Below are 24,942 nucleotides of genomic sequence, written 5' to 3'. Positions count from 1 at the left end.
CGATTCTCGCCCACCTCGCCCGCGCGAAACCAGGCCCGGTGCCGTATTTCGATATCGAAATGCTTCGATGCGGACGAGACCGTGGCTACGTACGAGCCCGGTGGCGGAGGCTGACGGGGCCGTCGAGGTCCGCCGGCGACATCACGGGTCGCGGGCCTGATTCGCTTCGACCAGCGTCGACAATGGGCAAGGACTACGATTACGACGTGTGACGATCAGAAGTCGGGATCGCGCCGGTGGTTTGCCAGCAGCCGGCGCGAACTTGGTCGGTCGTGACCGTGAGATGGAGAAGATCATCCTCCTGCTGTGGGAACCTGTCCGGTTGGTCACGCTGACCGGGCCGGGCGGTATCGGCAAGACCCGATTGGCCGCCGAGGCTGTGCGCCGATTGAACAAAGCGAAGAGCACGCCGATGTACTGGGTGCGATTGGCGCGGTTGGCCAGAGACTGCGACACGGCGGCCGTCGAAGAAGAGATCGCGCGCTCGGTGGTCGAGGCCGATTTCTCCGGGCGATCGGCCTGGGAGTTGATCGTCGATACTCTCACCCGAGTCGCCGCTGTGGGGCGGCAGCGGCGAATCGTGTTGGTGCTGGACAACTGCGAACATGTACTCGTCAGCGCCGCTGCGGTGATAGCGAAACTGCTCGACGCCGTGCCTGAGCTGACCATCGTGGCGACCAGCCGTGAACCGATCGGCTGGGTGGACGAGCATCTGATCACCGTCCCGTCCCTGGCCCTCCAGCATGCGGTGACCTTGTTCCGGCAGCGGGCCGACCTCACCGGGCATTCCATCGCCGGAAGCGAGCAGAACACCACCGCAGCGATGATCTGCCGCCGCGTCGACAACCACCCCCTCTATATCCAACTGGCGGCGGCGCGACTGCGTTATCAACCGCTGGCGGTGATTCTGCGCGAGCTCACCGGTCGTGCCGATGACGCACGCTTGCGCTGGTCCCACGGTCCCCGTTCCGGTGCCGACTCGCGGCATCGTGGGGTCAGCGACGTCATCGCCTGGTCGTATGAGCTGTGCACCGAGAAAGAACGCCTGCTTTTCGACCGGATGTCGGTGTTCGCTGCGGGCTGTGACACGAATCCCGACGACAACGGCGGCAACGCTTCGAGCGATGTGGGCATAGAGCTGGAAGCCATCAAGGCCGTGTGCAGTGACGACCACGCCCTCGGCCCCGGCGAACCCGCCCGGCCCGGCGGCATCGATGTGAACTTGGCGGGCGCGGAAATCGAGGACTTGCTCGAGTCTCTTGTCGGTCACTCGCTGGTGACCGCGCACATCACGTCGACAACGGTGCGGTATTCCCTGGTGGAAAGCCTTCGCGTGTATGCACAGCAGCGACTGCGCGAACGGTCGACCCCAGAGATCGACGAACCCGCGCGGTCGACCGACCGCCACCTTCGCTATTACCGGGACAAAATCGCCTACGCAGCTGCGAACTGGTTTCGTTCCGACGGAGAGCAGAAACTGGTGCGCTGGGCAGAGACGGCTTGGGCCAACACGCTGACCGCGATCGAGAACAGCCTGACCACGGGTCAGGCCGGTATCGGTCTGGAAATCTGTCTCGGACTGATCAATTTGCGCATGCCTTTTATCAGAGGTTCGCTACGAGGAATGCGCCAATGGACGCAACGATGCCTCGACGCCACACGGACGTCGACCTCGGCACTTACCAATCTTCACATCGACGCCATGGCCGCCATCGCATGGCTTGCCCTGACCCAGGGCGATCACGATAACGCCGAGCGTCTGCTGGAGGAGTGCGTCGCCGCCTGCCTTCCGGCTGCGCAGCAGGACAGAGCGAACTGGCGCGACACGTGCGAGCGGGATATCGGCTTGCCCGCCGCCGTCGAATTCACCTGGGGAATGGAGCTGCTGTTCGTGCGCCGCGACGCCTGTGCCATTACCGTGTTCACCCGCGCCAGAGAAAAACTGAACGATCTCGGCCACCACGGCACGGCGTCACTGAGCGAGCTGTACGCGGCCATGTCCGCGGGCCTGCTGGGAACCGGGCAGCAAGCCCACGAGATCACACAGCGTTTTCTCGAATCGGCGGCTGCTTCGACGACGCGGGTGAAAGCCTGGGCCGAGCACGCCCGGGAAATCGCCTTGGCCAAACACGGCGATCCCATAGAAGCGCTGGCGATTGGACAGTCCTCACTGCTGTGCCACAGGGCCGCGGGCGGCGATCGATGGGCCACTATGTGGGGCGTGGAGTGCCGAACCTGGTCGTTGGCGCGCCTCATCACCGATTTGCTCACCTCAGGCGACAAGATCGACCGTGCCAGGCTGGTCGCGCCGGCCACTGAAATAGCTCACTTGGCCGGAGGAGTCAGAACCCTTCGCACCAAACTGGGCGTCGACATCGACAGAATGGGTCCTTTCGCCGTCGAATCCGCCAAGGCCATCGCCGTCGCTCGTCAGGTACTCGGGCCGGACATGTTCGCCGCGGCCGAAGCCCGCGGATCGCGGCTACGTCCCGAATACGACGAGGTGCAGCGACTCGCCCTGGGCACACTCACCATTGAGGAAACGCCGAAAAAAGACACCCGCGGCGCGGACTCCACGTCACGCTGGCTGCAACTGACCACCGCTGAGCAGCAGGTCGCTACCTTGGCCGCGGCCGGGTGGACCAACATCGCGATCGCCACACGCCGGGGAAGTTCCGTCCGAACCGTCGACGCGCAGGTCGCCGCTATCCTGCAGAAACTCGTCCTCACCACCCGCGAGGACATTATCGAAACGGTTCCCCGCAGCGTCATCGACGAAGTCCGCATCGAAGCGACCCGCAGACCGCAGCGAGGCAAAGGCTGACCTTCGCACGATTGCCGCCGCGCCGTAAATTGTCTGCAATCGCTCGCTCCCCCAGCACATACGCCGGAAGTCGTGCGGATGGCCTACAGGTACCAGATAAACAGACGGATCACCCCGCCTTAGCGATCAACGCCGCTTGCGCGCGCGCCACCTGCGCGGCGACCGCATCCATCGCGACGGTGCGCACTTCACCATCCCGCGCCACCACACGCCCGTTGACGATCAGCGCGGCCAGTGGCGGGGCGGAGCCGAGGACGAGCGCGGTCACCGGGTCGTCGATCCCGGCGTGTGCGGCCGTGTCCAGGCGCCACAGCGCCAGGTCCGCCAGTTTGCCCACCTCGATGGAACCGATCTCGGTATCTCGCCCGAGCACTCTGGCGCCGCCGATTGTGGCCAGTTCCAGCGCGGTGCGGGCGGTCATCGCACCGGGACCACCCTTGTTGCGGGCATACAGCAGCGCGTTGCGCGGTTCCTCGATCATCGATCCGGCTTCGTTGCTCGCGGCGCCGTCGACACCCAGTCCCACCGGGACGCCCGCATGCACCAAGGCGGCGGTGCGGGCGACACCGGCGCCGATCCGCGCGTTCGAGGTCGGGCAATGTGCCACGCCGGTGCCGGTTTTCGCCATGGTGGCGATGGCGGCGTCGTCGAGGTGGATGGCGTGCGCGTACCAGACGTCAGGGCCGAGCCACCCGAGCCGCTCCAGGTACTGCGCGGGCGTGCAGCCGAAATTCTGTTCGCAGTAGTGCTGTTCGTCGATGGTCTCCGCGAGGTGGGTATGCAGCCGCACCCCGGACGAGCGAGCCAGTACCGCCGATTCGCACAGCAGGTCCGGCGTGACCGAGAACGGCGAACATGGGGCCAGCGCGATCCGCAGCATCGAGTCGAACGACGGATCGTGCCAGCGGGCAATGGCTTCCGCGCTGGCGGCGAGAATGTCGTCCAGGCTCTCCACCACGTGATCGGGGGGCAACCCGCCCGTGCTCGCACCCAGATCCATCGAGCCACGGCACGGATGGAAGCGCAGACCCACTTCCTCCGCCGCGGCGATCTCGGCGCCGAGCAGGTCACCGCCCTCGCGCGGGAAGAGATAGTGGTGATCGGTCGTGGTGGTGCACCCTGTTCCCGCGAGCGCGGCGAGTCCACCGGTGGCGGCGACACGCACCGCGTCCTCGTCGATGCCCGCCCAGATCGGGTACAGCGTGGTGAGCCACTCGAACAGCGAGTTGTCCACCGCGAGGCCGCGGGTGATCCACTGGTAGAGGTGGTGGTGGGTATTCACCAGCCCCGGGGTCAGCAGGCAGCCCCGGCCGTCGAAGCGACGCGCGCCCGGTTCGGGTTCGGGCGCCTGCCCCGCACCGACCGCCGCTATCCGATTGCCGCGTACAACGACATGACCGCGCCGGTATTCGGTGCGCTGCGCGTCGATCGTCGCGATCGCACAGCCCTCGATGATGGTCACCGGGTCCATGCGGGCCCGGCTTCCGGTGCGTCGGCACGCGCCACGGTGGCATGGATCAGGCCGTAGGGACGGTCGGCGGCGTGGTAGACCTCGCCGCGGTTCTCGATGCCGAACCGGCCCAGGTCGTAGTCGAAGTGGTGTTTGTTCGGGGCGGCGAGCCGGATCTCGGCCAGCACCGGGTACGCCGCCAACGCGGCCTTGCCCATCTCGAACAACGTCTGTTGCAGTGCCTTCGAGTGCTTCGTCGCGAACGTTTCCACCAGCCGCGCCCGCACCCCGGCGTAGACCTCATCCCAGGCGACCCCGTCGGTGGTCGCGAACCGCCAGTCGGCGATCAGCGAGGTGGCCAGCATCCGATCGTGGGTCGGCGCGAGCACGGTGAAGTCGTCGGTCAGGAAGTCCGCGAACTCGGAGCCGGTCGACTTCAGGATTGTCAGGTCCTTCACTCCGCCGACGACCCACGCCTGCCGGTCCTCGCCCTTGCCCGCCACGGTGACCGCCGCCGTGCGCACCTCCGGACCTCGGCGCACCCAAGTGTGATCGTGCTCGACGCCGTCGACCGGCACCCGCTGCCAGGCGTATTCGTCGACGTCGACCCGCGCGCTGGTCACCGGCTCGATCTCGGCGACGAAATGACCGGCCAAAGCCAGCGCGTAGTCCTCGATCGCCCGCAGTCCCGGTTGCTTCGCGTAGGCGTACGCGGTCTGCTTCTGGGTATCGGTGGGCAGCACCTTCGCCTGGCTGCCGGCGACGTACGCGTCGGCGAAATCGCCGCGCAGCACCGTGGAGACGTTCACGTCGCGGATCTCGTGCCGCGCGGTCTCCCGGTATATCCGGACGATCCGGTTCTCCGCCTTGCCGTATCGATGATCCGACAGCACGATCGGCCCGGTCAGTTCCATCTCGGCTCAGCTCCCTCGGTAGGTGGAAAATGCGAAAGGCGAGAGCAACAACGGGACGTGGTAATGCCGCTCTTCGGTGACGGCGAACGTGATGGCGACCTCCGGGTAGAAAGATGCGACTTCGCGGCGAGCGAAATAGGCGCCGGTGTCGAACACAAGGCGGTAGGTACCCGGTTCGAGCTCCGCGCCGAACGCCCCGATCCGGCCGTCGTCGTCGGTCGCGCTCGAATCGAGCTGCCGCGCGTGCCGATACAGCGTCACGGCGACCCCGGCGGCGGGCATGCCGCGCACCGCGTCCAGCACATGGGTGCTCAGCGTGCTCATCGCCGGTACTCCAGCAACCCGCGCAGCCGGATCCGGTTGATCTTCGCCAGTTCGGTTCGCACGACTCGCCTTTCGGTCTCGGGATCGTTGCGCAGCCGGGCGGTGAGCAGCGCGAGCAGCTCCTCGGCCGACTTGCCGGTCGCGCATACCAGGTAGATGTGCCCGAACCGCTCCTCATAGGCGCGGTTGCCCGCGACCAGCGCCGCGCGAACCGCGTCCGCGGCCGTCGCGACCCCGGCCTGCTCACGCGCCGAGGCCGCCGAACGCGGCCGCTCCGCGATCCGGGGATGCGCCGCGAGGGCCAGATCCATCTCGGACTCGGGCAGCCGCATCACCGCCACGTCGGCGGCGTCCAAGAGGGCCTCGACACTCGGATACGGGCGGCCCGCGACCAGCGAACCAGCGAGCCCCGGCGACGAGCAACAGGCGAGCAACGCCTGATAGGCCGCGTCGTCGGACATCGCGGCGAATCCCGCGAGGCCCGGTCCCTGGTCTGTCATCGAACCAGCATCGACCACGACCCGCCCGGCCGCCACCGGAGAGCGCGAGATCACCTTCGGCGTGTCGCATCGGGCGACACGGCAGGGCATACCGTCTGAGCACCGGTTTTGCCTCGTGCGGAAGAAACGACGCGGTATTACCTTCATACCCATGGTTGTCCCCATATCCCCGGCCTGTGCGGGCATCGTGCTCGCCGCGGGCGCCGGAACACGCTACGGGCGGCCGAAGGCGATCGCCGAAGGTGGCGCGTGGCTGCGTGCCGCGGTGGCCGCGCTGACCGGTGGAGGCTGTGAACCGGTGATCGTGGTCCTCGGTGCGACCGGCCCTTCGCCGCAGATCGTCGATCTGCCGCCGGGCGCCCAGTATGTGTGGGCGGCGGACTGGGCCACCGGACTCGGCGCCTCGCTGCGGGCGGGGCTGATCGCGGTGGCGCGCACGCCCGCGCGGTTCGCCGCGATCATGCCGGTCGACACCCCGGATGTCGGAGCCGAGGTGGTCGCTCGGGTGACCGCCGCCGCGTTCGCGGCGACGAGCGGTCTCGCACGGGCTGTGTTCCACGACACGCCGGGCCATCCCGTCGTGATCGCACACAAGCATTGGAACGCGGTTTGCACTGCCGCCGTAGGAGATTCCGGAGCTCGCACATATTTGGCAGGCAGGGACGATATGGTATGCGTCACGTGCGACGATTTGGCGACGGGGGGCGATCGCGACTTCCCGGTCACGACCGCACGGTGATCGGAGCTAGGTGATGCGGGACATCGTCGACGATCTGTTGCGGGTGTGGCATTCGGGCCGGACGGGTGGGCTGGCCACCATCGTGCGCACGGTGGGTTCCGCCCCGCTACCGATGGGCTCGGCAATGCTTGTCGACCAGGATGGCGGCGTGTACGGGGCGGTCGGCGCCGGTGGGCTGGAGGAGATCGCCTACGAGGCAGTACTCCAAGCGGCGCGCACGGGCCGTCGTGCGTTGCACCGCTACGGCGTGGCTACCGGAATGGAGACGGGCGCGAACGGCGAGAGCATGATGGATGTCTTCACCGAGCCGTTCTCCCGCCGCGACTTTCCCGAGTTTCCCGACGTGGCGGCCGAGATCGCCGCGCATCGCAGGGTCACCGTTTTCACCGTGGTGTGGAACTCCGACCCGGACCTGATCGGCCAGCACCTGATCACCGACAAGAAACACGCCACCGAGTTGGTCGCACTGCCGGATTCGGATGTGTTCGTCGCCTCGTTCGCCCCGCCACCCCGGCTGATCATCTTCGGCGCCAACTCGTTCGCCGCCGCGCTCACGGTGCAGGCCCGGCTGCTCGGATACCGGGTGACGATCTGCGACTCGCGACCCAATTTCGCGACGCCGGAATCGTTTCCGGGTGCCGAGGTCGTCGTCGACTGGCCGCACCGGTATCTCAACACCCTGTCCTCGGCGGGGGAAATCGACAGCAGCACCGGCATCGTCGTCCTGTCGCACGACCCCATGTTCGAGATTCCACTGCTCACCGTCGCGCTGCGATTACCCGAGCTCGGTTATCTCGGAGCGATAGGGTCACGTCAGCTGCACCTCCGGCGCATGGAGGACCTGCGGGCAGGCGGTTTCGGCGACGAGACACTGGCCCGCCTGCATTCCCCGGCGGGTGTGGACATCGGCGCGCGCACCGCGCCGGAGGTGGCGGTCGCTATCGCGGCCGAACTACTCGCCGCGCGCGCCGCCCAACCGGCGCGACCGTCCGACCCATACAGCGGCGAGATTCCGGTTGCACCGAAAACTATTGTCGGGCTCAGAATGTAGTCACTTCAGATCAGGGTTCTCGGCATATACCTCGCGTAACACGGACAGGTCGAACAACTGCTCGGCCTTGATGTCGATCTTGGCGGCACGCAGCGCGGCGATGTTCTGCTCGATCAGCGTGTCGGTCATCGTGAGCAGGCCATTCACGGCCGTGTCCGGCGAGACCACGAGTTCGTTCTGGGCGGCGGCCTCCTTCGTCTGCTCATCGAGATCGAGCTTCTGGTCTTTGCCGTACACCTCGACCGCCAGCCTGGCCGACTCGGCAGGCGCGGCCACCGCGTCCTTCCAGCCCTTGATCTCGGCGACCAAAAATGCCTTCAGCTTGTCGCGCTCCTTGTCGATCGTGGACTGCTTCACCGTCAGCGTCTCGGCCACCAATGGCAGGTCGAAGTCGGCGAACAGAAAATGCGTGTTCGGGAAACCCTTGGCCGCCAAGGTGATCGGCTCGTTGGTCACGTAGCTGACCCATCCGTCGACCTCGCCGCTGGCCAGCGGGGTCGGATCGAACTGGGCGGGCACGATGGTGACGTCGCTCGGCGTCAGGCCGTTGGCCGTGAGTAGCGCGTTGAAGATCAGCTGGTTCGTGTCCTGCACACCGATCTTGCGTCCCTTCATGTCCTCGGGTGTCCTGATCGGCTTGGCGGCGGAACTGACGATCGCGAACGGGTTCTTCTGGTAGGTGGTGCCGACGATCTTCGCGGGCAAGCCCTCCAAGACCGCGGGCGCGGTGGTCTGCGGCGCGGAAAGCCCCAGCCACATCTTTCCGGTGTCCAGGCCTGCTTCCACCGAGGTGCTCGCGGCACCGCCCGCTACCAGGTCGACCGAACCGAAACCGGCTTGTTCGAAGTAGCCCTTCGAGTCCGCGAAGTACTCTCCGGCGAACTCGATATTCTTCAGCCAGGACAGCTGCACCGCGACCCTGCCGTATTTGGAACCGTCTGGGGTCGACCCGCCCGACGAGTCGCTGGAATCGCTGCCACAGGCGGCCAGTACTCCGGCACCGCCGAGCACGGCGCCGGTCAGCGCGGTGTAACGGAGAAACGTGCGTCGGTTCAGGTGCCCGAACGAAGAGCGTTGCGCGGGTGTCATGGGCCGAATCTAGGTCTACCGCGTTTCAATTTCTTTAATTTGACGTTCCGAGCGTGGATTCGCGCGAATTCCGCCGACCGGATCGCTCGGTCAATACCGTCCGGCCTCCGGCCCGAAACGCGCGAGCACCAGGTTCTCGACCACGCCGACGATCGCGTAGAGCACCACCGAAACCAGCGTCACGATGACGATCGAAGCCCACAGCCTGCTGTATTGGAAGGTCGGGATGGCCCGGATCAGGCTGGCGCCGAGCCCGGTACCGCTGCCGAGCCATTCGCCGAGCAACGCGCCGATCAGCGCGCCGGGCACCGAGATTCGCGCGGCGGCGAACACCGAGGGCAGCGCGGCGGGGACGGCCACCATCCGCAGCCCGGTCCACCGCGATCCGCCGTACGCGGCCACCAGATCCAAGGCCTGGCGCGGCGCGGTGCGCAGGCCCGCCATGACCATGACCAGAGCCGGGAAGAACACGACGATCGCGGCCATCACCGTCACCCCGGCCAGTCCGCGGCCGAACACCAACACGATGATCGGGGTCAGCGCGACCAGCGGCACCGAGCGCAACAACATCGCCACCGGCAGGAACGTCTGCTCGACGGCGGCGAACGACACGAACAGCGCCGCGACCACCAGCGCGGCGAGCATGCCCGCCCCGAACCCGATCGCCGCGTCCCGCAGGGTGATCTGCAGATCGTCGATGATCGCCTGTCGCGCGGTGCTCGCGTGGGGCGCGGTCACCAGATAGGTCCAGATGTCACCCGGCGATTTACCGACCCGCGGCCCGACCTGCGGGAAAGCTTTCAGGAAGACGTACCAGATCACCAGCATCAGCAGCAGCGAGGTCCCCAGCGGGAACAGAAATCGTCCGATCCGTCGCAGCAGTTTCATCTCTCCCCCTGCGCCTTGCGGGACACCCGCACCCGGTCGGAACGATCAGGCGCTGCGCAATGGTCCCTCATCGCTCCTCCTGTGCTCATGCGGGACACCCGCACCCGGTCGGAACGATCAGGCACTGCGCAATGGTCCCTCATCGCTCCTCCTGTGCTCATGCGGGACACCCGCACCCGGTCGGAACGATCAGGCGCTGCGCAATGGTCCCTCATCGCTCCTCCTGGGCAGTCCACGGAGCGACCAGCCGTGCGGCCAGGGCCACCACCGCGTACCCGAGTCCGGCCAGCGCCGCGGCGGCCAGCGCCATGCCCCAGGTGCGCGGGACGTTGTAGGCGGTCTGCGCTGCGGTCAGCGCCACCCCGATGCCGCTGTCCACACCGCCGAGATATTCGCCGATGATCGCGCCGAGCACGGCGGACGGCGCGGCGACCTTCAACGCCGCGAGCGTGTTCGGCAGTGCCGATATCACCTGCACCCGGTACAACTGCTGCCAGCGCCCACCACCGTAGGCGCGCACCAGCTCGAGGCTGGTCCGGTCGGCCGATCGCAACCCGGTGACGGTGCCGACCATCGTCGTGAAGAAGCAATACATCGCGGCTAGGAACACCGTCGGAGTTCGTCCACCGAATACGACAAGGATGATCGGGCCGAGCGCGAGCAGCGGCGTGCAATAGCTCAAGATCGCCAGCTGGGTGGCCAGCGACTCGATCGGCGGGACCAGCACAATCAGGATGGCCAGCGCGATGGCCAACCCGTTGCCCCAGACGAACCCCTTCAGCGCTCCGAGCGCGGTGATCCGGAAGTTGGGGCCGTAGAGCCCCCATCCGTCGGTGCCCATGGTGTGCAGCACCTGCCACGGGCTGGGTATGGTGCCGCCCGCTACGCCGAGCGCCGCGAGAATCCACCACACCGCGATCAGCCCGAGTACGCCGAGCACGCCGCCGAGGCGCTTCATTGTGCGCCTCCCCTGCCACGTCGGAGGCACCACGGGAGCGGGTGGTGCCGCACCGGTTGCGTGTGCGTGCTCACCCGCTGTCGGCCGGGCTCACCGCTGCGGGGACAGGGAGCCGGATCATGGGCGTTCATGCCACACCTCCCTTCCCGGACTTTCCGAACAGCAGCTCCGACAGATAGTCGTGCAGCTTGTGGAACTCCGGCGTTCGCATCATCTCGGGCAGCCGCGGACGCGGCAGATCGATCTCGACCACCTCCAGCACCCGGCCCGGCCGCGGACTCATCACGGCCACCACGTCGGACAGGAACACCGCCTCGGCGATGCCGTGTGTGACCATCAGCGTGGTCGCCGGCTTCTCGGTCCAGATTCGCAGCAGCTCCAGATTGAGCCGCTGCCTGGTCATGTCGTCGAGAGCGCCGAACGGTTCGTCCAGCAGCAACACAGTCGGCTTCACCACCAGCGCACGCGCGATCGAGACACGCTGACGCATGCCGCCGGACAGCTGCGCGGGTTTGGCCTTCTCGAATCCGTCCAGTCCCACCAGCCGGACCAGCTCGGCGATCTGCGCGGGATCGGGCGTCATTCCGGCGACCTGAAGCGGCAACTTGATATTCGATTCCACCGAACGCCAGGGCAGCAGCGCCGAATCCTGGAACGCGATGCCCAATTCGTGGTGGCCGCGCAGTTCGGCGGGTGTCTCGCCGTCGATCAGCGCCTTGCCCGCGGTCGGCGTCTCCAGCCCGGCGAGAATGCGCAGCACCGTGGACTTCCCGCAACCGGACGGACCGAGCAGCGCGAGAAACGCGCCCTGCTCGGTATGCAGATCTACCGAATCCAGCGCCTGCACCGTTTTCCGCCCGACCCGGAAGGTCTTGGTCAACCCGCTGATATGAATTCCGGTCCCCCCGGCAGTGCTGCTGTCCGTGCTCATGACGGTCACCCTAAGAGCACCCGGTTGCGCTGATATTGCGAATCGCATCGCCAGATTGCGCAATCGTTACATGCCGGGCGTCGAGGCGGGTATTTCGAATCGGGACGAGCGATCCGGATGGGACAGGCCCCGTCGCCGCCCGTCGGCGCCTACACCATGTCGACCCGCACTCCCGCCGCACGGATCGCTGCCACTGCCGCAGGGTCGGCGTCGCTGTCGGTAACCAGGACATGCACCTGCTCGATGCCGCAGATCCGGGCCAGCGCAGTGCGTTCCAGCTTGTCGGCGGTGGCGACCACCATCACCTGTCCGGAGCGCCGCACCATCTCGCTGGTGACCCCGGCTTCGTCGATGTGCCTGCACTGCGCGCCGCCCTCGGCGGAGATCGCGTTCACGCCGAGGATGAGTTCGTCGAGCCGCAGTTCGGCCAGCGCCCGTTCGGTCAGCGGCCCGTGCAGCTCGTAGGACTCCCGCCGCGCCACGCCACCGAGGACGATCGTGCGCAGGTGCGGCCGCAGCACCATCTCACCCGCGATGTTGAGCGCATTGGTGACGATGGTCAGCTGATCGTCGCCGGACATCCCGAGATCGGTGCGCCCGGCCAGCGCCCTGGCCACCGCCGTGGTGGTGGTGCCACCGTTCATCGCCACCACCGCGCACGGATCGACAAGGGATGCGGCGTATTCCGCGATCCGCTGCTTGGCTTCGCCCCCGGTCTGGCGGTAGCGGGCGGGCAGGTCATAGGCGACCGAGGTTGCCACGACACCGCCGTGCGTCCTGGTCGCCAGCTGCTGTTCGGCGAGCGCGGTGAAATCGCGGCGCACCGTCGCGGGCGACACGCCCAGCCGCTCGGCGGCCTCGTCCACCGAGAGCCGCCCGGATTCGGCGAGCAGTTCCAGCAGCCGGTTCCACCGCTGCGGCCGGTCCGTCGACCCGGTCATCGCACACCGCCAGGGCCGTTCGAACGACCTGCTGTTTCTCCAAACACGCGACCAATATGACCACAGGCGCGGTGCCGACCGTCAAGATTCCCCGGCGGCGATGCCGGATCGACCGCTTGTCCCACCTCGCCCGGTAGCCGCTCGGACCGGGGCATCTACTTGACGCCGCCGGCGGTCAGACCTGCCACCAGACGCTTCTCGATGAGCGCGAACAGCAACACCACCGGAATGATGCCGACAGTGGAAATGGCGAACACATACTGCCACGCCGTGTCGTACTGCCCGACGAACTTGGTCAACGCCACCGACAGCGGCTGGTTCTCCGGTGTGGTCAGCACGACCAGGCTGGCAGCGAACTCGTTCCAGCACGAGACCACGACGAAGATCGTCGCGGTAACGATGCCCGGCCAGACCAGCGGCAGGCTGACCCGGATCAGCGTCTGCCAGCGGTTCAACCCGTCGAGCAGCGCGGCTTCCTCGATCTCCACCGGGATGGCGGCGAAGAAGCTGTGCAGGATCCACACCGCGAACGACAGGTTGAACGCGGCGTTCACCAGGATCATCGCCAGCCAGGTGTCGTTGATGCCGAGTGCGAAGAACTCCCGGATCAACCCGGTCACCAGGACGGTCGGCTGCAGCATCTGGGTCACCAATACCAGGCCGAGAAAGACCACGCGGCCCGGAAAACGATGACGCGCCGTGTAATAACCCGCCGGAATCGCGACGACAAGCACCAGCGCGGTCGCGCAGACCGAGATGATGATCGTGCTGACCAGATTGAACGGCAGCGGCGTTTCCGGGGTATTCCACATCGTGGCGTAGTTTTCCGGGTGCCACTCCTGCGGCAGGTATGTCGGCGGGATGCGCAGGATTTCGGCCCTGCTCTTCAGCGAACCGAGCACCATCACCAGAAACGGCAGCAGGAACACCGCGGAAAGCACCACACCGACCGCGGTGAGTTCCCAGCGACGGCGCTTGGTCCGGGCGCCCGTGCGCGTGCCGGGTTCGACCGCACCCGCGACCCCCGTGACGTCCGCTGGGATGGTCATCGGTCGATTTCCTTGGTCGGCCGGATCACCTTCACGTAGATCGCGATGATGACGAGGATCAATGCGAAGTTCAGCACGCTCATCGCGGCGGCGGTGTCGATCTCCTGGTTCTGGCGAATCAGTTTGAAGGTCAACGTCGTCGTGGTGTCCGCGGAGAATCCCGCGATGCTTCCGGTGATCACCTGCAGGATCGGCAGCGAGTTGAACACGTTGATGATGTTGATGATGGTCGCCACCGCGATCGCCGGACGTAGCTGCGGCAGAGTGAGATAGCGGTAGCGCTGCCACGCTCGCGCGCCGTCGACTCGGCCCGCTTCGTCGATCTCGGCCGGGATCGATTGCAGTCCCGCCAGGATGGTGTAGGTGGTGAATGGCACGGACACGAACACCGCGACGCCGATCGCCACCAGAAACGCCTGCGTCGGCTGCTTGGTGAAGCCGTAACCCCGGTCGAGCACCCCGATGTCGACGAGAAACCGGTTCGCGATGCCGACGTCCGGATCGAGCATGTAGTAGAAGATCGACGTCGTCATCACCACCGACGCCGCCCACGGCACCAGGATCGCCATCCGCACCGCGGTACGGCCGGGAAAGTCCTTGTTCAGGAACTGAGCCAACGCCGCGGAGAGCAGCAGCGTGATCAGCACGACGCCGACCACCCAGATCACCGTGTGAACCAGGACCGAGCCCAGCTCCGAAATCCCGAACAAAGTTCGGTAGTTGGCCAGCCCGGCGTTGCCGCGGTCCTGGCCGTAAGCGCTCAGGTCCCTGGTGCTGGTCCACACCATGTAGCAGGCGGGAAAGGCGACGATGGCCGCGATCAAGACCAGCGACGGTCCGATCCACGGCAGCGCCGCCAGGATTCCTCTGCGCCGCACCCTACTTCACGGCTTCCTGGATCCGCCGCAACACCTGGGCCGGGTCCGCGCCCTGGCCGATGGTGCCCATCTGCTGACGGATGGCGCCTTGGGCCGCGGCCCATTTCGCGTTGTTGCTCGGGTAGAACCGCGCCACCGGCAGCGTCCCGGCGAACGCCTTGGTGACCGGGTCGTCCGCGAGCTGGGCGGCGGCGCTCTTGGTGATCGGGATGAAGCCCTCGTGCCGTACGAAGTTCGAGTACACGTCGGCGGAATAGAAGTAGTCGAGGAACTTCTTGATCGACTCGGTCTTCTTGCCGTCCTTCTGGAAGGCCATCAGGTGGTCGGCGACGCCCAGAGTGACCGGTTCACCCGTCTTCGTCGGCGAGGGCGCGGTCGCGTACCGCAGGCCCGAGTTCTTCGCGGCGATCTGGCCGATGGTCGGCGGCAGGCCCTCGATCATGCCGATCTTGCCCTGGATGAAGGCGTTGATCACGTCCTTGCGGTCGGTCGCGCCCGGATTCGGCTGGGTCGCGCCGGCATCGATCAGCTCACGCATCGCCCGCACGCCCTCGAGATTCTGCGGGGTGTCCACGGTGATCCGGTCGCCCTCGGCCCAGGAGCCGCCCGCGCCGAAGGTCCAGATGGAGGTCTCGCCCTGGGCCTCCTCGCTGCCGAGCGGCAGCCCGTAGCCGGACACGCCACCGCCGAGCGACTGGATCTTCTTCGCCGCGTCGGTCAGCTCGGCCCAGGTCTTCGGCGGCGCGGCGACGCCCGCCTCGGCGAACAGTTCGGTGTTGTAGAACAGCGTGCGAGTCGAGGCGAACAGCGGGAGCGCGTACTGCGTTCCGTTCAACGAGGCGTTGTCGGCGAAGCCGGGCTGGATGTCGGCCAGCACCGGTGCCGACACAATGTCGGCGGCCGGATACAGCATGCCGTCGCCTGCGAAGCTGGCGTAAGCGTCGATGTTGAGGATGTCGGGTGTGGTGGACTTCGACTGCAGCTTGGTGCGCACCACGTCGTTGATGGAGTTCCACGACTCCATCTGCAGATGCACGGTGATGCCTGGGTTCTGCTTCTGGAAGTCGGCGATGATGCCGTCCCACAGCGCCTTGGTACCCGTGGCGCCGTCGCTGTACGCGGGGGCGAGAAAGTTGATCGTGGTGTCGGAGTCCGCGGCATCTTTCGAACCGAAACCGCAGGATGACAGCGCCAGCGCAAGGCCGGTGACCATCGCGACTCCGGCAAGTACGCGGTGGAGTGGTCTTTTCACGAGCAGAACCTTTCAGATTTGCGCACCCTGCGCCAGCGGACCGCCGATGATGGGAGGACATACCGTCCGTGCGCTTCAATCTAGCCCGTGCGGTGATCATACGTGACTGATTTGCCAGTAAATTTGACATGAACGATCACCAGAGTGATTCTGTCCGTGTGCCGCTCTCTGCCGAATCCGCCCCCGTGACCCATCTGGCCACCGAGGTCGCCACCCAGCCGGATGACTGGGCGCGCGCCACGACCGTCGCCGCCGACCACCACGCCGTGCTGCCCCAGCCGGGCGAGCACGTGGCCGTGATCGGCTGCGGAACCTCACTGTTCATGTCCCGCGCAATCTCCGCGCTGCGCGAAGGCGCGGGCCACGGGCGCACCGATGCCTGGCCGGCGAGCGAGGTACGCGACCGCGACTACGACCGCTACCTCGTGATCTGCCGCTCCGGCACCACCACCGAAGTGGTGCGGGCCATGCGGGATATTCCGGCGCACATCCCTCGTGCCGTCATCTGCTCCAGCCCTGGCACCCCGGTGCTGGAGCTGGGCGATCCGATCCTCATCGGCGAGGTCGACGAACAGTCGGTGGTGCAGACCCGCTTCGCGACCACCACACTGGCGATCCTGCGCGCACACCTGGGCCACGACCTGGCTCCGGTGATCGCGCAGGCCCGTGCGGTGCTCGCGGAGGACCCGGCGGTATCGCTCGCCGAAGTACGCGGGGCCGAGCAGATCAGCTTCGTCGGCATGGGGTTCGCGGCTGCCATCGCCGACGAGGCGGCGCTCAAGCTCCGCGAATCCTGCCAGTCATGGACCGAGGCGTACCTGGCGACCGAATACCGCCACGGCCCGATCAGCATCTCCGCGCCGGGCCGCGCGGTCTGGGCCTTCGGACCGCTGGAGCCGAACTTCGCCGACGATGTCGCCGTCACCGGCGCACACCTGGAACATCGCGACATCGACCCGATGGCCGACCTGATGCGCGTCCACCAGCTCTGCGTGCTGCGCTCCGCCGATCTCGGACTCGATCCCGACCACCCGCGCAACCTGAACCGCTCCGTGGTCCTCGAGCCGTGACCAAAGTCTTGTGATGAACTCCGCACCGGGCGCAGCGTCCCGACGCCGAACTGCGGCGGTGTCCCCGCAGCCGGCCGTGGGGTTGTCCGACGACGCGCTTGTGCTCGGAATGGACGTCGGCGGGACCACCATCAAAGGTGAGATCACCGACGCCGCGGCCACGGTGCTCGCGACCGGAACCCTTGCCACCCCGCGGGGCGAGGCCGCGTTCGACGCGATGGGCGAGCTCGGCGACCGATTGCTCGCCGAACTGTCCGGCGAGCAGCGCCACCGGGTCGGCCGTGCCGCGGTGGTACTGCCGGGCATCGTCGACACGGCGAACTCGATCGCCGTGTTCAGCAGCAATGTCGGCTGGCGGGACGTGCGCATCGGCGACCGCTTCATCCGACGCTGGAGGATCCCGGTCCTCATCGAGCACGATGTCGTCGTGGCGGGTTGGGCCGAATCGCGGTTCGGCGCGGGACGTGGGCACGACAACGTATGCGTGATCAACCTCGGTACCGGCATCTCCGGCACGCTTTCCGTAGGTGGACGCCTCGTACGCAGCAACTACGGGCAAGTCGGCGAATACGGCCATGTGCCGGTTCGACGCGAGGGCGGATTACCGTGCCTCTGCGGCAATATCGGTTGCGTGGAGACCGTGGCCTCCGGAGCGGCCGTGACGCGCGCCTACACGCGCCGCACCGGACGCGAAATAGACGGCGCCGCAGAAGTTTTCGCACTGTCGACCACCGACCCCGATGCCGCGGCGGTAGTCGAGGACGCGGTCGACGCGCTCGCCGACGGACTGGTCGGCCTGGTGCACGCGACCTGCCCCGAACTGGTCGTCCTCGGCGGCGGTCTCGCCGGAGCGGGCGCCGCCCTCACCGACCCGCTACACCGAGCTCTGGCCGACCGGCTGCGCCTGGTCCCGGCACCACGAGTGGTACTCGGAGAGTATGGTGCCCGCGCAGGTCTGGCGGGCGCCGCGCTGTTCGCCCGGCAGGGGGCACTCGAATGAGTGACCTGACGATTCGAGGGCGCATCGTTTCGGCGAGCACGGCCCTGGACGACGGGGTGGTTTCGGTTTCCGGAGCGCGGATCGCTGCCGTGCAGTCGTTCGCGCAGTGGCGCGCCGGGCACCTGGATTCACCCGAGCCGCCGATCTCGGGAATCGTGCTGCCTGGGCTTGTGGACATTCACAACCACGGTGGATTCGGGTACCGGTTCGACACCGTGGACGGCGCGGACGCGCGGGCGGCGGCCGAGTCGCATCACGCGAGCGGATCGACCACGGTGGTGGCGAGCGTGGTCACGGGAGCCGGCGCCGACATGGTGGCGCAGACCGCCGTGCTGCGGAAATTGGCCGAGGAAGGCGTACTCGGCGGCATACACCTCGAGGGTCCCTTTTTGTCCGAGGCACGATGTGGGGCACAGGATCCGCGATTTCTGCGCGACCCCGATCTCGAGCTGACCGACCAACTCCTTGCCGCCGGTGGCGCGCATCTGCGCGTGCTGACGATCGCACCGGAGTTGCCCGGCTACGCGTCCGTCGCGCGGCGGCTGGTCGACAACGGCGTCGTTGTCGCGCTGGGACACAGCGACACCGACTTCGATTCGTTCCGGAAAGCATTGCGCCCCAACGGCTTCGGCGGTCTCGTTACCCACCTGGCGAATGGGATGGCGCCACTGCATCATCGTGACCCCGGCCCGGTCGCCGCGAGTCTGGTCGCCGCGGCGGCGGGGCACGCGACCGTAGAGCTGATCGGCGACGGCGTGCACGTCGATCCCGGATTCGCCGCGCTGGTGTTCGCGACCGCACCGGGACAGGTCGCGCTCGTCACCGACGCCATGCAAGCGGCGGGGCTCCCGGACGGCGAGTACCGGCTCGGCACGCAGCCCGTCACGGTGCGCGGCGGGGTCGCGCGTATCGCCAACGGTTCGATCGCGGGCGGGGTCAGCACGCTGCTGCAGTGCGTGGCCGGGGCGGTGCGCGAATCCGATATTCCGCTGCGGGAGGCAGTGCTGGCGGCCACGTCGACCCCGGCCGCCGTGCTCGGGCTGACCGATGTCGGTGACCTGCGGCCCGGGCAGTTCGCCGACATATTGACAGTCGATGACAGTCTCCAGTTGCGCCGGGTGCTCAGACGAGGACAGTGGTTGTCGTGATCCTCACCGTGACAATGAACCCCGCGTACGACATGACCTACCGGGTCGAGCGCTTCGAACGCGGGCAGGCCCACCGGGTCCGCTCGGTGGAGCAGCGCATCGGCGGCAGGGGCATCAACGTGACCCGCGTGCTGAACCAACTCGGCAAGTACTCGAGGGCGACCGGGTTCTCCGACCACGCCTTCGCTGCGATCGCCGAGCTGGAGATGCCGGTCGACTTCGTGCACGCGCTGCCCTGGGTACGCCGCACCGTGGTGATCAGCGAGTCCGAGGACGGCACCGCCACCGCGCTGTGGGAGCCCGGCGCCCGCGTGTCCAACCCGCATGCCGCCGAACAACTAGCCGTTCGTGTGGCGGGTCTGCTCCCCGATATCGATGGGCTGGTCATCTCCGGATCACTGCCGGCTGGCATCGCCCCCTCGCTGCCCGCCGAGATCGCGCGGACCGCGATCGCGGCCGAGGTGCCGACCATCTGCGATGTCGACGGCGAGGCCTTGCGCTTGGCCGCCCAGGTGCCCGGGATCGTGCTCATGCCGAACGGTGACGAGTTGCACCGACTGACCGGTGCCGAACCGCACACCGCCGCCGACGTCGTGACCGCCGCCTTTCCGCTCATCGATCGGGGGGTGCGCGCGGTCATCGTCACGCGTGGTGCCGAAGGGGTTGTCACGGTCACCGCCGGCGGCGCCTGGTCGGCAGTGCTCCCTGAACCACTCGCCGGAAACCCCATCGGCGCAGGAGATTCCGCGACAGCCGCCGTGATCGCCGCACTCTCGACCGAGACCACCCCGGACTGGCCCGCCATCCTCACCGACGCGGTGGCCACCTCCGCATCCTCCGTCGTCATCCCGGTAGCCGGCGAAATCGACCGCGGTCTGCGCGCCCGAATCGCCCCGACCGTCCGTGTCGAACCCCTGGACCTGCCGACACGCGCTAGGCCATGAGAAGACGCCCGCAATGCCGCTGACTTCGGTTTCCGACCTGGTCACCGCCGTCAGCCCCAGCGGTCTCGGCGCGCTCAACGTGATCACCCTGGAGCATGCCGAGGCGATCACAGCTGCTGCCGAATCATCGAAAAGGCCGGTGGTATTGCAGATTTCGGAGAATACGGTGCGCTATCACCGCAGTCTTGCCCCGCTCGCACTCGCTTGCCTGCGGATCGCCGCCGACAGCAGCGCCGCCGTCGCCGTCCACCTCGACCACGCCACCGACCCCGAACTGGCCCGCGCCGCCGTAGATCTGGGTATCCGCTCGATCATGTTCGACGGCTCCGTCCTCGACTACGCGGACAACGTCGCCGCCACCGTCGCCATCACGGGGTCGCCGTAGTATCGGCCGAATTTTGGGCGGATATGAATCTGTAGTCCGCTGATCTGCGGGGTTACTGAGGGTTTTTGATGTGGTCGGTGCAGATGAGTCCGTGATCGGGATCGTCTGCCCAGCCGTTGGCGAGTAGCCATTGGTGGGCGGGTTCGGGTACGGCGTCGAGTTTTTCGGCTTGGTCGGCCAGACCGCCGGTGAGGATCGGTCCGTCACCGCAGAGTGAGCAGTCGACGGGGTGAAAGCGTTGGCGGGGCTGACATTTGGCGCAGTGACGGTGATCGACCACCTGTCCGCGGCCGTCGAGACGTAGCCAGATGACGGCGAGATCTTGGCGTTGCTGCCACCGCTCACCGCGGTCTACTGGTTCGTGTCCGCAGCTGGGGCAGGTAAATGACCGCAACCGGCTCCGGCGACCAGCCCACGCCTGCGACGGCTTCGGGTCTTCGCCCACGGGCACCGCCGGTATGGCAGCAAGCTCGGCATTGGCGGGGGTCCGGTCGTTTTCTTCGGCTTTTCGGGCACGTACTCGGGTGCCGACGGTGGTTTTGTCGAGGTGGCCGTAGAGGGTGCTGCGTTTGACCTTGAGGATATCGGCGATCTGCTGGGCGGTGTGTTCGCCTTCGTCGTAGAGCCGTTGGGCTTGTTCGATCTGGGCGGAGGTGAGTTTGGCGCGGCGCCCGCCTTTGCGGCCGCGGGCCTTGGCAGCGGCCAGACCATCGCGAGTGTTGGCGACGATCAAGTCGCGTTGGAATTCCGCGAGTACGGCGAGCATTCCGAACATCGCGCGGCCTTCCGGGGTGGAGGTGTCCACGCCCTGCTCGATCACCTTCAACCCCACCCCACGCACTCGGAGCTGTTCGCCGAGCTGCACCAGGTGCAGCAGCGAGCGGCCGAGCCGGTCCAGGCGGGTGACCACGATGGTGTCGCCAGTGCGGGCGATCTCGAGCACCAGGTCGAATTTCGGACGTGAGGCTTTCGCTCCGGAGGCGATGTCGAGATGGATGTCGCCGGTATCGACGCCGGCGCGGGTGAGGGCGTCGATTTGGTGGTCGGGGTTCTGGTCCGCGGTCGACACCCGCCCGTAACCGATGAGCATGTGTCGAAAATATCCGATTTGATCCTTTGCCGACAGAGCTTTTCGGCACGGGTTCTCGACACTCGCGACCTGAGGGTTTCCGACTGAGTGTCGAGTGTCGACAGACGGTCGTTTGTCGACGGAGGTCTACCTTCCGGGAGGACGAGTTCTTCGACCGCACCCTGCTGCCAGGCTACGACGCGGCGAACCCCGTCACATCGTCGTGACCAGATCTGCGACGTGTTTGCCGATCTTGGTCAGCGCCTTGGCCGTTCGGTCCGAGCGCACCTGTTGCAGGGTGGGTACGACCTTGGTCCACAGCTCGACCGCGCCACTGTCGTCGCCGATGCGCCATCGGGCGAGTCCGGCATCGGCGCAGGTGAGAGCATGAACGCGGGCATGGGTGGTGGGATTCCAGATCGTCGCTCCAGCTCGAAATGCCGACTCGCCTCTGCGTGGTCACGCAAAGCGTTGAAAGTTTTGGCAGCCTGATCGATGACGGTGGCCTTGTTCGGGCACCACATCGCCACCCACCGAGACGAAATGCTCCTGGTTGACCCGGTCGAGACCGACCCCGAGCAGCCACACCGTCCGGCCGAGGTGAATCAGCAGGAAGCTGGCGACGAAGGCCCACCCGGCGTCGTCGAAGGCCCGGGGAATCGCGGCGTTCATGAACAGCCCCCACGAACATCACCGCCAGCAGCATCCGCCCGGTCCGCGGGTCCTCGGCCGGTACCCAGCGTGACCGCCCAGGTGGTGTACGCCCACGCCGCGTAGACCGCGAGGTACAGCACCAGTGTCTGTGCCGCGCCGGTCCACGTCGGGTGGGCCAGCAACTGATGCGACAGCTGGCCGATCGCGAAGGCGAAGACCAGGCCGAAGAACAGCTCCAGCGGCGTGATCTCCCGGCGCGCCGGATCGCTGGTCGAATCCACGATGGGCTCCTGGCCTGGGTCAGGCGGTCAGGAAGTTGGTCACTTGGGTGGCGAAGTCCTTGGCGTGCTGGAACAGGAAGGCGTGGCCGGCGTCGCTGTAGATGACGAGGGTGGCGTTGCTCAGGTGCTGGACGGCGGTGTAAGAGCCGAGGGCAGGGATCATCGCGTCCCGCATGCCGGTGGCGTAGAGGACAGGCTGCTCGATGGTTTCCAGCTCCGCCAGCACCTGATCGAACGGGATCCCCGCGCTCTTCCCGATCGCGGTGAACTGGCCCGTGGCCGCCGCCTCGGACACCTCGGGCCGCCCGGTGGCCAACCGGCCGGCGACCCTGGCGAGGTAGTCGTGCCCGGCGGCGCGTCCGGCGTCGGTGTCGGGGAAGAACAGGTACACCAGGTCGTCCGCAGTGACCTCGGGCTGGGCCATGATCGCCCGCACCTGCGCGTTCGGGGCGGGCGCACCCGGCACCTGACCGCCCAGGTTGCTGGCCGCCAGAATCAGCTTGCGGACCAGGTCGGGCCGCCTGCGGGTGACGTATTGGGCGACGATGCCGCCCAGCGTCCAGCCGAGCAGGTCCACTTGCGACAGTCCGAGCGCCGCGATGAACTCGATCGCGCCGTCGGTGAATCCCTCGACGGAGTCCCGCGGGGTACCGGTGCTGTAGCCGACTCCGATGTCGTCGAACACGATCACGTCGTGCTCGGCGGCCAGGCGGTCCAGAAGCGCCGGGTCCCACCAGTCGATGGTCCCCCGGAACCGGTTCAGCAGAACCAGCGGGACACCGCCTCGCGGACCGAGGCGCCGGTAGATGAATGTCGCAGAGGGCCCGTCGATGGTCAGGTTCTCCGCGGTGTCAGCCAAATAGGTGCTCATGACAGGATCCTTTCCGAGATCAGGCGGGGAGCTGGTTGAGTTTGCGGATCTGCCGGTCGAAGATCCGGGACGGGACCAGGCGGCGCATCGTGTGGACGCGACCGGTCTGCGCGCCGGCGGGATAGCGCAGCTTGGGTTTGGCGTCGGTGGCGGCCGCGACGATCGCTTTGGCGACGGTGGCGGGGTCGTCGCCGTCCTTGACCGCTTTCGCCGTCCGTTGCTCGAACTCGCGCCGGTGCTGGGCGTAGACCGGCAGCGGTTGGTCGGGTTGCGCGGCGTTGGCCTCGAAGGAGGTGTTGGTCCAGGCGGGCTCGACGAGCAGTACCCGCACGCCGTACTCGCGGACCTCGTGGTCCAGGGATTCGGAGTAGCCCTCGATCGCGTGTTTGGACGCGGCGTAGACGGCCATGTAGGGCATGGGGATGAACCCGACGATCGAGGAGATGTTGACGATCCGCCCGCGGCCCTGGGCGCGCATGTGCGGCAGGACGGCCTTCGTCATCCTGATGACGCCGAAGACGTTGATGTCGAAGACACGCTGGTCCTGCGCGAGGGAGCTTTCCTCGGCGGCGCCGCCGGAGCCGAAACCGGCGTTGTTGACCAGGACGTCGATCCGGCCGGAGCGCTCGATCACCTGCTTGACCGCGGCGGCGACTGATTCGTCGGAGGCGACATCGAGGTCGATGAAGCTCACCCCGCGCAGCGAATCGGCTTTCGACGCGTCACGGCTCGTGCCGACCACGTCATAGCCGGCTTCGGCCAAAGCGAGGGCCGCGGCCTTCCCGATGCCGGAGGACGCGCCCGTCACAAGGGCTACTGGTTTGTTCGTTGTCATCGTGGAACTCCTGACTGTCGTTTTCGGTGCCTGGCGGAGATTTCAGCCCGCCGATGTTGCGGGCCGCGTTCCTTGATCCGTTTCATGAACGTATCACTTAGTTGGACGAGGCGCAACATGTTAGTATCAGTTTATCGGATAGTCGTATCGGTCACGTATCCTCTACCTGGGGTTGATGGTGAACGAGATGGGAGCACCGACATGGGCCGAGCGTTGCGGGCAGACGCCGAGCGCAGTGTGCGCGCGATTCTTGAGGCGGCCGAGCGGGTCCTCGCCGAGGACGCCAGCGCCTCGATGGAGCAGATCGCGGAGGCGGCGGGGCTGACCAGGATCACGGTCCACCGCCGGTTCGCGAACCGGCAGGCGTTGCTGGAGGCGCTCGCCGTCTCCGCGAAGCAGCAGCTCATCGAGGCGATCGAGGAAGCCCGGCCGGACTCCGCTCCCGCGCTCGTAGCTCTCTATCGGGTGACCGCGAACGTCATGCAGGTCAAGAGCACCTGGCGCTACACCCTCAGCCACGCCACGGCCCACACCAGCGCCGCGGCGGCACTCTGGGAGGAGATCAACGCCCACACCGTCAACCTCCTGAACCGGGCGCAGCATGAGGGACTCCTCGCCCCGGATGTGGACTTGGAGTGGACGCGACAGGTGTACTACGCCCTGCTCAGCGAAGCCCTCGACCGGCCCGGCGCCGACCAGGACCCCGCCGCACAGGACCCGGACGCACTCGCCACACTCGTCATCGACACACTCCTGCACGGCGCAGGACCACGCGGCTGAACCAATTGGCGCATCTTCGGTGACAATTCCGAAACATAGTCCTGCCATTGAGACTGAGCCACCGCAGGCCAGCGGCAGCTCAGTGGCTCACCTTCCCTAATGGGAGTTGTCGGGTCA

The 24,942-nt window shown here is 67.0% G+C and carries 26 protein-coding genes; 9 read left to right on the top strand and 17 right to left on the bottom strand.

Translation table 11 applies throughout. The annotated features are described in order from the left end of the window. Positions 1–208: 208 nt before the first annotated feature. A complete protein-coding gene (locus AB0H00_RS03215) occupies positions 209–2,824 on the top strand; it encodes an AAA family ATPase (RefSeq protein WP_357259927.1) in 2,616 nt (871 codons plus the stop codon). Positions 2,825–2,933: 109 nt separating this feature from the next. Here the strand turns inward: AB0H00_RS03215 and AB0H00_RS03210 are convergent, their stop codons facing one another. The 4 genes from AB0H00_RS03210 to uraD are packed head-to-tail and all read right to left on the bottom strand — an operon-like array spanning position 2,934 to position 6,012. Next, the gene (locus AB0H00_RS03210; RefSeq protein WP_357259924.1) at positions 2,934–4,295 is read right to left on the bottom strand and encodes an 8-oxoguanine deaminase; all 1,362 of its coding nucleotides are present in this window, start codon (positions 4,293–4,295) and stop codon (positions 2,934–2,936) included. Then, complete coding sequence (pucL, locus tag AB0H00_RS03205) at positions 4,283–5,188, bottom strand: factor-independent urate hydroxylase (RefSeq protein ID WP_357259921.1); 906 nt, start codon at positions 5,186–5,188, stop codon at positions 4,283–4,285. Before pucL ends, AB0H00_RS03210 begins: the two co-directional genes overlap by 13 nt. Positions 5,189–5,194: 6 nt before the next feature. Continuing rightward, positions 5,195–5,512, bottom strand: coding sequence for a hydroxyisourate hydrolase (gene uraH / locus AB0H00_RS03200; RefSeq protein WP_357259919.1), 318 nt, complete (start codon positions 5,510–5,512; stop codon positions 5,195–5,197). Next, positions 5,509–6,012, bottom strand: a complete 504-nt coding sequence (gene uraD, locus AB0H00_RS03195; protein WP_357259916.1) for a 2-oxo-4-hydroxy-4-carboxy-5-ureidoimidazoline decarboxylase — start codon at positions 6,010–6,012, stop codon at positions 5,509–5,511. Before uraD ends, uraH begins: the two co-directional genes overlap by 4 nt. Before the next feature lie 151 nt (positions 6,013–6,163). Between uraD and AB0H00_RS03190 the strand changes: the two genes are divergently transcribed. Further along, positions 6,164–6,751 carry an NTP transferase domain-containing protein gene (locus AB0H00_RS03190; protein ID WP_357259913.1) on the top strand — a complete coding sequence of 196 codons (588 nt, stop codon included), beginning with the start codon at positions 6,164–6,166 and terminating at the stop codon, positions 6,749–6,751. 13 nt (positions 6,752–6,764) lie between these two features. Then, on the top strand, positions 6,765–7,802 hold the full coding sequence (locus tag AB0H00_RS03185) for an XdhC family protein (protein WP_357259910.1): 1,038 nt from the start codon (positions 6,765–6,767) through the stop codon (positions 7,800–7,802). Here AB0H00_RS03185 and AB0H00_RS03180 read toward each other — a convergent pair whose 3' ends face one another. The 8 genes from AB0H00_RS03180 to AB0H00_RS03145 all read right to left on the bottom strand — a co-directional run bounded on the left by AB0H00_RS03180 (position 7,803) and on the right by AB0H00_RS03145 (position 15,788). Next, entirely contained in the window at positions 7,803–8,891 is a 1,089-nt protein-coding gene (locus AB0H00_RS03180) for an ABC transporter substrate-binding protein (RefSeq protein WP_357259907.1), read from the bottom strand. A 90-nt stretch (positions 8,892–8,981) separates the two neighbouring features. Next, on the bottom strand, positions 8,982–9,779 hold the full coding sequence (locus AB0H00_RS03175; RefSeq protein WP_357259904.1) for an ABC transporter permease subunit: 798 nt from the start codon (positions 9,777–9,779) through the stop codon (positions 8,982–8,984). A gap of 211 nt (positions 9,780–9,990) precedes the next feature. Then, positions 9,991–10,737 (bottom strand): ABC transporter permease subunit, encoded by a 747-nt coding sequence (locus AB0H00_RS03170; RefSeq protein ID WP_357259901.1) that lies wholly within the window; start codon positions 10,735–10,737, stop codon positions 9,991–9,993. 127 nt (positions 10,738–10,864) lie between these two features. Continuing rightward, on the bottom strand, positions 10,865–11,668 hold the full coding sequence (locus AB0H00_RS03165) for an ABC transporter ATP-binding protein (RefSeq protein ID WP_357259898.1): 804 nt from the start codon (positions 11,666–11,668) through the stop codon (positions 10,865–10,867). Positions 11,669–11,817: 149 nt separating this feature from the next. Next, entirely contained in the window at positions 11,818–12,609 is a 792-nt protein-coding gene (locus AB0H00_RS03160; protein ID WP_357259895.1) for a DeoR/GlpR family DNA-binding transcription regulator, read from the bottom strand. Between the two features lie 155 nt (positions 12,610–12,764). Further along, a complete protein-coding gene (locus tag AB0H00_RS03155) occupies positions 12,765–13,658 on the bottom strand; it encodes a carbohydrate ABC transporter permease (protein ID WP_357259892.1) in 894 nt (297 codons plus the stop codon). Beyond that, on the bottom strand, positions 13,655–14,536 hold the full coding sequence (locus AB0H00_RS03150; RefSeq protein WP_357259889.1) for a sugar ABC transporter permease: 882 nt from the start codon (positions 14,534–14,536) through the stop codon (positions 13,655–13,657). The genes AB0H00_RS03155 and AB0H00_RS03150 overlap by 4 nt, the downstream gene beginning before the upstream one ends. 1 nt (position 14,537) lies before the next feature. Further along, a complete protein-coding gene (locus AB0H00_RS03145; RefSeq protein WP_357259886.1) occupies positions 14,538–15,788 on the bottom strand; it encodes an extracellular solute-binding protein in 1,251 nt (416 codons plus the stop codon). A gap of 158 nt (positions 15,789–15,946) precedes the next feature. On the opposite strand from AB0H00_RS03145, the gene AB0H00_RS03140 reads away from it, so the two are divergent. Genes AB0H00_RS03140 through AB0H00_RS03120 form a run of 5 tightly spaced genes read left to right on the top strand, consistent with a single transcriptional unit; the run spans position 15,947 to position 20,335 of the window. Beyond that, a complete protein-coding gene (locus tag AB0H00_RS03140; RefSeq protein WP_357259883.1) occupies positions 15,947–16,858 on the top strand; it encodes a sugar isomerase in 912 nt (303 codons plus the stop codon). 13 nt (positions 16,859–16,871) lie between these two features. Next, positions 16,872–17,858, top strand: coding sequence for an ROK family protein (locus AB0H00_RS03135; protein ID WP_357259880.1), 987 nt, complete (start codon positions 16,872–16,874; stop codon positions 17,856–17,858). Continuing rightward, positions 17,855–19,006: an amidohydrolase family protein gene (locus tag AB0H00_RS03130; RefSeq protein WP_357259877.1), complete on the top strand. Its 1,152-nt coding sequence runs from the start codon at positions 17,855–17,857 to the stop codon at positions 19,004–19,006. Before AB0H00_RS03135 ends, AB0H00_RS03130 begins: the two co-directional genes overlap by 4 nt. Then, positions 19,003–19,950, top strand: a complete 948-nt coding sequence (locus AB0H00_RS03125) for a 1-phosphofructokinase family hexose kinase (protein WP_357259874.1) — start codon at positions 19,003–19,005, stop codon at positions 19,948–19,950. Before AB0H00_RS03130 ends, AB0H00_RS03125 begins: the two co-directional genes overlap by 4 nt. 13 nt (positions 19,951–19,963) lie before the next feature. Further along, positions 19,964–20,335, top strand: coding sequence for a class II fructose-bisphosphate aldolase (locus tag AB0H00_RS03120; RefSeq protein ID WP_357259871.1), 372 nt, complete (start codon positions 19,964–19,966; stop codon positions 20,333–20,335). 52 nt (positions 20,336–20,387) lie between these two features. On the opposite strand, the gene AB0H00_RS03115 is transcribed toward AB0H00_RS03120, so the two are convergent. From AB0H00_RS03115 to AB0H00_RS03095, 5 genes are all read right to left on the bottom strand, one after another. Then, on the bottom strand, positions 20,388–21,425 hold the full coding sequence (locus AB0H00_RS03115; protein ID WP_357259868.1) for a recombinase family protein: 1,038 nt from the start codon (positions 21,423–21,425) through the stop codon (positions 20,388–20,390). Between the two features lie 438 nt (positions 21,426–21,863). Further along, on the bottom strand, positions 21,864–22,076 hold the full coding sequence (locus tag AB0H00_RS03110; protein ID WP_357259865.1) for a hypothetical protein: 213 nt from the start codon (positions 22,074–22,076) through the stop codon (positions 21,864–21,866). Next, positions 22,073–22,339 carry a low temperature requirement protein A gene (locus tag AB0H00_RS03105; RefSeq protein WP_357259862.1) on the bottom strand — a complete coding sequence of 89 codons (267 nt, stop codon included), beginning with the start codon at positions 22,337–22,339 and terminating at the stop codon, positions 22,073–22,075. Before AB0H00_RS03105 ends, AB0H00_RS03110 begins: the two co-directional genes overlap by 4 nt. Before the next feature lie 19 nt (positions 22,340–22,358). Further along, entirely contained in the window at positions 22,359–23,210 is an 852-nt protein-coding gene (locus AB0H00_RS03100) for an alpha/beta hydrolase (protein ID WP_357259859.1), read from the bottom strand. 19 nt (positions 23,211–23,229) lie between these two features. Beyond that, positions 23,230–24,045 (bottom strand): oxidoreductase, encoded by an 816-nt coding sequence (locus tag AB0H00_RS03095; RefSeq protein WP_357259856.1) that lies wholly within the window; start codon positions 24,043–24,045, stop codon positions 23,230–23,232. A gap of 201 nt (positions 24,046–24,246) precedes the next feature. Between AB0H00_RS03095 and AB0H00_RS03090 the strand changes: the two genes are divergently transcribed. Continuing rightward, on the top strand, positions 24,247–24,825 hold the full coding sequence (locus AB0H00_RS03090) for a helix-turn-helix domain-containing protein (RefSeq protein ID WP_357259853.1): 579 nt from the start codon (positions 24,247–24,249) through the stop codon (positions 24,823–24,825). The last annotated feature ends 117 nt before the right edge of the window (positions 24,826–24,942 follow it).

This window comes from Nocardia sp. NPDC023852 (genome assembly GCF_040639505.1).
Classification (GTDB): Bacteria; Actinomycetota; Actinomycetes; order Mycobacteriales; family Mycobacteriaceae; genus Nocardia.
This window is presented reverse-complemented; position numbering and strand designations above follow the sequence as displayed.

Excerpts from the sequence above, each read along its gene's own strand:
- AB0H00_RS03155 (WP_357259892.1), bottom strand. The coding sequence starts at position 13,658 with ATGACCATCCCAGCGGACGTCACGGGGGTCGCGGGTGCGGTCGAACCC.
- AB0H00_RS03110 (WP_357259865.1), bottom strand. The coding sequence starts at position 22,076 with ATGAACGCCGCGATTCCCCGGGCCTTCGACGACGCCGGGTGGGCCTTC.
- AB0H00_RS03100 (WP_357259859.1), bottom strand. The coding sequence starts at position 23,210 with ATGAGCACCTATTTGGCTGACACCGCGGAGAACCTGACCATCGACGGG.
- AB0H00_RS03090 (WP_357259853.1), top strand. The coding sequence starts at position 24,247 with ATGGGCCGAGCGTTGCGGGCAGACGCCGAGCGCAGTGTGCGCGCGATT.
- AB0H00_RS03180 (WP_357259907.1), bottom strand. The coding sequence starts at position 8,891 with ATGACACCCGCGCAACGCTCTTCGTTCGGGCACCTGAACCGACGCACG.
- pucL (WP_357259921.1), bottom strand. The coding sequence starts at position 5,188 with ATGGAACTGACCGGGCCGATCGTGCTGTCGGATCATCGATACGGCAAG.
- uraH (WP_357259919.1), bottom strand. The coding sequence starts at position 5,512 with ATGAGCACGCTGAGCACCCATGTGCTGGACGCGGTGCGCGGCATGCCC.
- AB0H00_RS03160 (WP_357259895.1), bottom strand. The coding sequence starts at position 12,609 with ATGACCGGGTCGACGGACCGGCCGCAGCGGTGGAACCGGCTGCTGGAA.
- uraD (WP_357259916.1), bottom strand. The coding sequence starts at position 6,012 with ATGACAGACCAGGGACCGGGCCTCGCGGGATTCGCCGCGATGTCCGAC.
- AB0H00_RS03165 (WP_357259898.1), bottom strand. The coding sequence starts at position 11,668 with ATGAGCACGGACAGCAGCACTGCCGGGGGGACCGGAATTCATATCAGC.
- AB0H00_RS03135 (WP_357259880.1), top strand. The coding sequence starts at position 16,872 with ATGAACTCCGCACCGGGCGCAGCGTCCCGACGCCGAACTGCGGCGGTG.
- AB0H00_RS03115 (WP_357259868.1), bottom strand. The coding sequence starts at position 21,425 with ATGCTCATCGGTTACGGGCGGGTGTCGACCGCGGACCAGAACCCCGAC.
- AB0H00_RS03130 (WP_357259877.1), top strand. The coding sequence starts at position 17,855 with ATGAGTGACCTGACGATTCGAGGGCGCATCGTTTCGGCGAGCACGGCC.
- AB0H00_RS03175 (WP_357259904.1), bottom strand. The coding sequence starts at position 9,779 with ATGAAACTGCTGCGACGGATCGGACGATTTCTGTTCCCGCTGGGGACC.
- AB0H00_RS03120 (WP_357259871.1), top strand. The coding sequence starts at position 19,964 with ATGCCGCTGACTTCGGTTTCCGACCTGGTCACCGCCGTCAGCCCCAGC.
- AB0H00_RS03170 (WP_357259901.1), bottom strand. The coding sequence starts at position 10,737 with ATGAAGCGCCTCGGCGGCGTGCTCGGCGTACTCGGGCTGATCGCGGTG.
- AB0H00_RS03210 (WP_357259924.1), bottom strand. The coding sequence starts at position 4,295 with ATGGACCCGGTGACCATCATCGAGGGCTGTGCGATCGCGACGATCGAC.
- AB0H00_RS03095 (WP_357259856.1), bottom strand. The coding sequence starts at position 24,045 with ATGACAACGAACAAACCAGTAGCCCTTGTGACGGGCGCGTCCTCCGGC.
- AB0H00_RS03185 (WP_357259910.1), top strand. The coding sequence starts at position 6,765 with ATGCGGGACATCGTCGACGATCTGTTGCGGGTGTGGCATTCGGGCCGG.
- AB0H00_RS03190 (WP_357259913.1), top strand. The coding sequence starts at position 6,164 with ATGGTTGTCCCCATATCCCCGGCCTGTGCGGGCATCGTGCTCGCCGCG.